The organism is Nonomuraea sp. NPDC049784, assembly GCF_040659615.1.
Lineage (GTDB): Bacteria > Actinomycetota > Actinomycetes > Streptosporangiales > Streptosporangiaceae > Nonomuraea.
On record NZ_JBFAMX010000740.1, the window covers coordinates 1 to 4,443 of the forward strand.

Annotated in this window: 4 protein-coding genes and 4 tRNA genes; 5 read left to right on the forward strand and 3 right to left on the reverse strand. The window is 68.7% G+C overall.

All coding sequences use genetic code 11. The annotated features are described in order from the left end of the window. The 5 genes from AB0J09_RS57315 to AB0J09_RS57335 all read left to right on the forward strand — a co-directional run. Positions 1-1,494 (forward strand): N-acetylmuramoyl-L-alanine amidase (locus AB0J09_RS57315; protein ID WP_360711303.1); only part of this gene is annotated, 1,494 nt, incomplete at its 5' end. Between the two features lie 91 nt (positions 1,495-1,585). Then, positions 1,586-1,657 (forward strand) — tRNA-Gly (locus AB0J09_RS57320). 15 nt (positions 1,658-1,672) lie between these two features. Next, a tRNA-Cys gene (locus AB0J09_RS57325) sits at positions 1,673-1,743 on the forward strand. Positions 1,744-1,794: 51 nt separating this feature from the next. Next, positions 1,795-1,866, forward strand: a tRNA-Gly gene (locus AB0J09_RS57330). Between the two features lie 19 nt (positions 1,867-1,885). Next, positions 1,886-1,960 (forward strand) — tRNA-Val (locus tag AB0J09_RS57335). 244 nt (positions 1,961-2,204) lie between these two features. Here AB0J09_RS57335 and AB0J09_RS57340 read toward each other — a convergent pair. From AB0J09_RS57340 to AB0J09_RS57350, 3 genes are read right to left on the reverse strand one after another with little or no spacing between them, the layout of a single operon-like run. Further along, positions 2,205-2,975: a DeoR/GlpR family DNA-binding transcription regulator gene (locus AB0J09_RS57340; protein ID WP_360711306.1), complete on the reverse strand. Its 771-nt coding sequence runs from the start codon at positions 2,973-2,975 to the stop codon at positions 2,205-2,207. A gap of 15 nt (positions 2,976-2,990) precedes the next feature. Next, complete coding sequence (pdxA, locus tag AB0J09_RS57345; RefSeq protein WP_360711308.1) at positions 2,991-3,992, reverse strand: 4-hydroxythreonine-4-phosphate dehydrogenase PdxA; 1,002 nt, start codon at positions 3,990-3,992, stop codon at positions 2,991-2,993. Between the two features lies 1 nt (position 3,993). After that, a complete protein-coding gene (locus AB0J09_RS57350; protein WP_360711311.1) occupies positions 3,994-4,287 on the reverse strand; it encodes a nucleotide-binding domain containing protein in 294 nt (97 codons plus the stop codon). Positions 4,288-4,443 lie beyond the last annotated feature (156 nt).

Below are 4,443 nucleotides of genomic sequence, written 5' to 3' on the forward strand. Positions count from 1 at the left end.
GGCGTGCGGGAAGACCCGGCCACCAACATCAGGGCCGGTGCCGCCCTCCTCGCCTCCTACCAGGACCGCCCGAGCGCCAACCCCGCCGACTGGTACGAGGCCGTGGCCCGCTATTCCGGCGCCGAGGACGCGGCCACGGCCCATGAGTTCGCCGACGAGGTGTTCTCGGTGATGCGGGACGGCGTGACACGCCGTACCGACGACGGCTTCCTGGTGCGGCTCGGCCCCGTGCCGAACCTGCCGGCCGCCGACCAGCCCGCCCCGGACGAGAAGATCGAGGAGGTGGACAAGGCGGGAGACACAGGGCAGGCGGAGTGCCCCGCCTCCCTCGCCTGCGAATGGATGCCCGCCGCCTACAAGCGCTTCGGCAAGAAGAAGAGCAGGGACTACGGCAACCACGACCACCTGAGCCGGACCCGGACCGTCGACTACATCATCATTCACGACACCGAGGGCACCTATAAGGGCATCCCGTCCATGATCAGCGATCCGGAGTACGCGAGCTGGCACTACACGATCCGCTCCAGCGACGGGCATGTCGCCCAGCACGTGCCGGCGAACGACATCGCCTGGCACGCGGGCAACTGGGACGTCAACACCCGTTCGATAGGGATCGAGCACGAGGGCTACCTGGCCAAGGGAGGCACCTGGTACACGGAGGCGATGTATCGCTCGTCGGCCAAGCTGGTCAAATACCTGGCCGGCAAGTACGACATCCCACTCAACCGCGCCCACATCCTCGGCCACGACAACGTGCCCGGCACCACCCCGAAGGCCGTCTCCGGCATGCACGAGGACCCGGGGCCGTACTGGGACTGGGCCCACTATTTCGAGCTGCTGAACAAACCGCTCAAAGGGGTGAAGGACGGCGATTCCATCATGATCCGCCCGTCGTACGACAAGAATCAGCCCCGCTTCACCGGCTGCGTCACCGGCAAACCGGCCAAGGAATGCCCGGAGCACGGCGCCACCACGGTCTGGCTGCACAAGGAGCCGAGCGAGACGTCTCCCCTGGTCAGCGACCCGGGCAAGCATCCGGGCAAGCCCGGCACGTACAGCGTGTACGACCACAGCGCCCGCGCCTCCACCGGCCAGCGCTACGCCGTGGCGGGCCGGCAGGGCGCCTGGACGGCCATCTGGTACCTGGGGCAGAAGGCCTGGTTCTACAACCCGCCCGCGAACCCCACCGCCGTCCCCGCCAAGGGCCCTCTGGTCACCCCGCGCAAGCCAGACACCAAGGTGTACGGCCGCGCGTACCCGGAGAAATCAGCCTATAAGCTGGCGTCCTACCAGCCGCTGACCCCACTCCAGTACAAGATCGGCCCCGGCCAGACGTACACGGTGGGCGACACGATCACCGGCTCCTACTACGCCGCCGACGCCTTCAGCCCGGCCAAACACGTCACCACGACCGGCAAGCTCCGCTACTACCAGATCCAGCTCGGCCACCGGGTGATGTTCGTGATGGCGAAGGATGTGCGCGTGATCAGATGAATTTGGGCCCACGAGCCTCTGGCTGCGCACGGGCACTCCGGGAAGGCGATATGGTTTTCCCGTAGCCCGGCGCACGTCGCCCGGGGTTCATGCGGAAGTGGCTCAGTGGTAGAGCATCACCTTGCCAAGGTGAGGGTCGCGGGTTCGAATCCCGTCTTCCGCTCGGAGCAAGACTCCTGGTGGAGTGGCCGAGAGGCGAGGCAGCGGCCTGCAAAGCCGTCTACACGGGTTCAAATCCCGTCTCCACCTCGGCCCGGCCGGCGGACCCTTCGGGATCCGCTAAAGTAAACGCAGCACCACGCGGAAGTGGCTCAGTGGTAGAGCATCACCTTGCCAAGGTGAGGGTCGCGGGTTCGAATCCCGTCTTCCGCTCTGAGTTCTAACTCAATACGGACGATTAGCTCAGCGGGAGAGCGCTTCCCTGACACGGAAGAGGTCACTGGTTCAATCCCAGTATCGTCCACCATCCTTAGAGAAGCCCCAGGTCATGAGCCTGGGGCTTCTCGCGGTCAGGGGCTGGTGTCGCTCCGGTGCCGACCGACGAGCCGAAGCCGGTCCCTCGACGACCTCGCGGCCGTCGTTCAAGCTCGCCTTCGTGCAAGTTCACCTCGCCACAGACGCTCGTGTGGTGGGGCCGTCTCATGACCGCGCTCACCGGCTCGCTTTGATGGAGGGTGCTCTGTTGAGTGTGGTCGCCGGATCCGGGTCGCCTACAGGGTGGCGACGACGGTTTCCACGCCCCTCTCGGTGAAGGGCTTCAGGGACTCCGGGGTGGCGGTGGCGTCCGTTACCAGGGTCCAGGTGTCGGGCATGCGGGCCCAGGCGTGGAAGGGGCGGCGGCCCAGTTTCGCGGCGTGGACCAGCAGGTAGACGTGGCGGGAGCGGGCCATCATCAGCTCCTTCAGGCGGGTCTGCTGCAGGCTCGCCTCGCAGATGCCGTCCTCCGCCGTCACCGCGTCGGCGCCGAGGAACACCCGGTCGAACGTCATCATGCTCAGGGCCGCCTCCGCCAGCGGGCCTATGAAGCCCTGGCTCACGTGGCGGAGCGTGCCGCCCAGGCATTCGACGTGGACGCCCGTCGCCCCCGCCAGCTCCTGGAGGGCGTTCAGGCCAGTGGTGGCCACCGTCAGGTCCACGGAATGTCTCAGCTCGTGGGCCAGGGCGCCCGTGGTCGAGCCGGAGTCCAGGAGGATCGTTTCGCCGGGGCGGATCTGGGCGGCGGCCCAGGCCGCTATGGCCCGCTTCGCCTCGAAGGCCTCGCCGACGCGTTGTCTGAGCGAGGCCTCCGGGTGGGTGACCACGGCCATGGCGCCGCCGTACGTGCGGGCCAGCAGGCCCGCGGCCTTGAGGTGGGCCAGGTCGCGGCGGATGGTGGAAGCGGTCACGCCCAGCTGGGCCGACAGCTCCTCGACGCTGGCCAGGCCGGTGGTGGTGGCCAGGCGGACGATCTCGTCACGGCGAACCTGCGCTGCGCGGCCCATCGATGGTCCCTCCCCTCACACGCCCCGCGCGGACGACAGCTCGGCCGCCTGGCGGAGGGCTTCGATCATGCTACCGGCGTCCGCCACGCCCTTCCCCGCGATGTCGAACGCGGTGCCGTGGTCCACGGAGGTCCTGATCACCGGCAGGCCGACCGTGATGTTGACGCCTGCCTCCAGCCCCAGGATCTTCACCGGGCCGTGGCCCTGGTCGTGGTACATCGCGACGATCAAGTCGTAGTCGCCGCGGCCCGCCAGGAAGAACGCCGTGTCGGCGGGCAGCGGGCCGTGGACGTCCATGCCCTCGGCCTGGAGGCGCTCGATCGCGGGCACGATCTTCTCCTCCTCCTCGCCGTACCCGAACAGGCCGTTCTCTCCGGCGTGCGGGTTGATGCCGCAGACGCCGATCTTGGGGCGGGCGACGCCGGAGCCGCGCATGGCCGCCTCGCCCCGCCGGATGGTCCGCTCCACCAGGCCGGGTTCGATCCGGGCGACCGCGTCGATCAGGCCGACGTGGGTGGTGACGTGGATGACCTTGACCTTGGAGGTGGAGAGCATCATCGACACCTCCTCGGTCCCCGTGAGGTGGGCGAGCAGCTCGGTGTGGCCGGGGAAGACGTGCCCGGCCGCGTGCAGGGCCTCCTTGTTCAGCGGGGCCGTGCAGATCGCCTGTACGTCGCCGGACATCGCCAGCTCGCCGGCCAGCCGTACGTACTCGTAGGACGCGTGGCCCGCGACCGGTGACACCTCGCCCCAGGGCAGGTCGCCGGGGAGGAGGCCGGGGTCGATGACGTTGATGCGCCCCGCCCGGAACTCCGCGTCTCCGACCCCGGACACGGTGACCACCTCAGGCTGCACGCCGATGAAGCCGGCGGCCTTGCGCAGGCGTCCGGCGTCGCCGATGACCACCGGGCGGCAGAAGGTGGAGGTCTCGTGGGCGAGGAGCGCGCCGACGATCACCTCTGGTCCCACGCCGGCGCCGTCCCCCATGGTGAGGGCGATGAGAGGAGTACTGCTCATGTCAGCCTTTCGATTTGGAGTGAAGGAGGTCCGGGTCGAGATGGACGGCTATGCGGAGGAGGCTGTCGACGTCCCCGAAGCTGCCTGGTCTGGTGACCACCGAGTGGCCCTCAGGAGTGCGGCTGTGAACGGCGCCGTGGTGGACCTGGTCCAAGGGGATCAGCTCACGTACGCCCAGCGCGTCCAGAACTCTTCTGGCGGTCTCGCCTCCCGTGAGGATCAGGTCGGCGGGGCCTTCCCCGAGCGCCTCGCGCACCACCTCGCCCAAGTGGCGGGTGAGGGCCGCACCTCCCACGGTCAGGACAACAGGTCCAGAGGCCAGCGCGTCCCGTACACGTGCCGCGGCACCGAGGTCCGCCGCCTGCCCGTGCAGGTCCCCGGCACGCCCTTCGTCAATCCGTCCACCTACCTGCAACCGCCGCTCGGCGGCAAGACCGACGGCATCACGGTG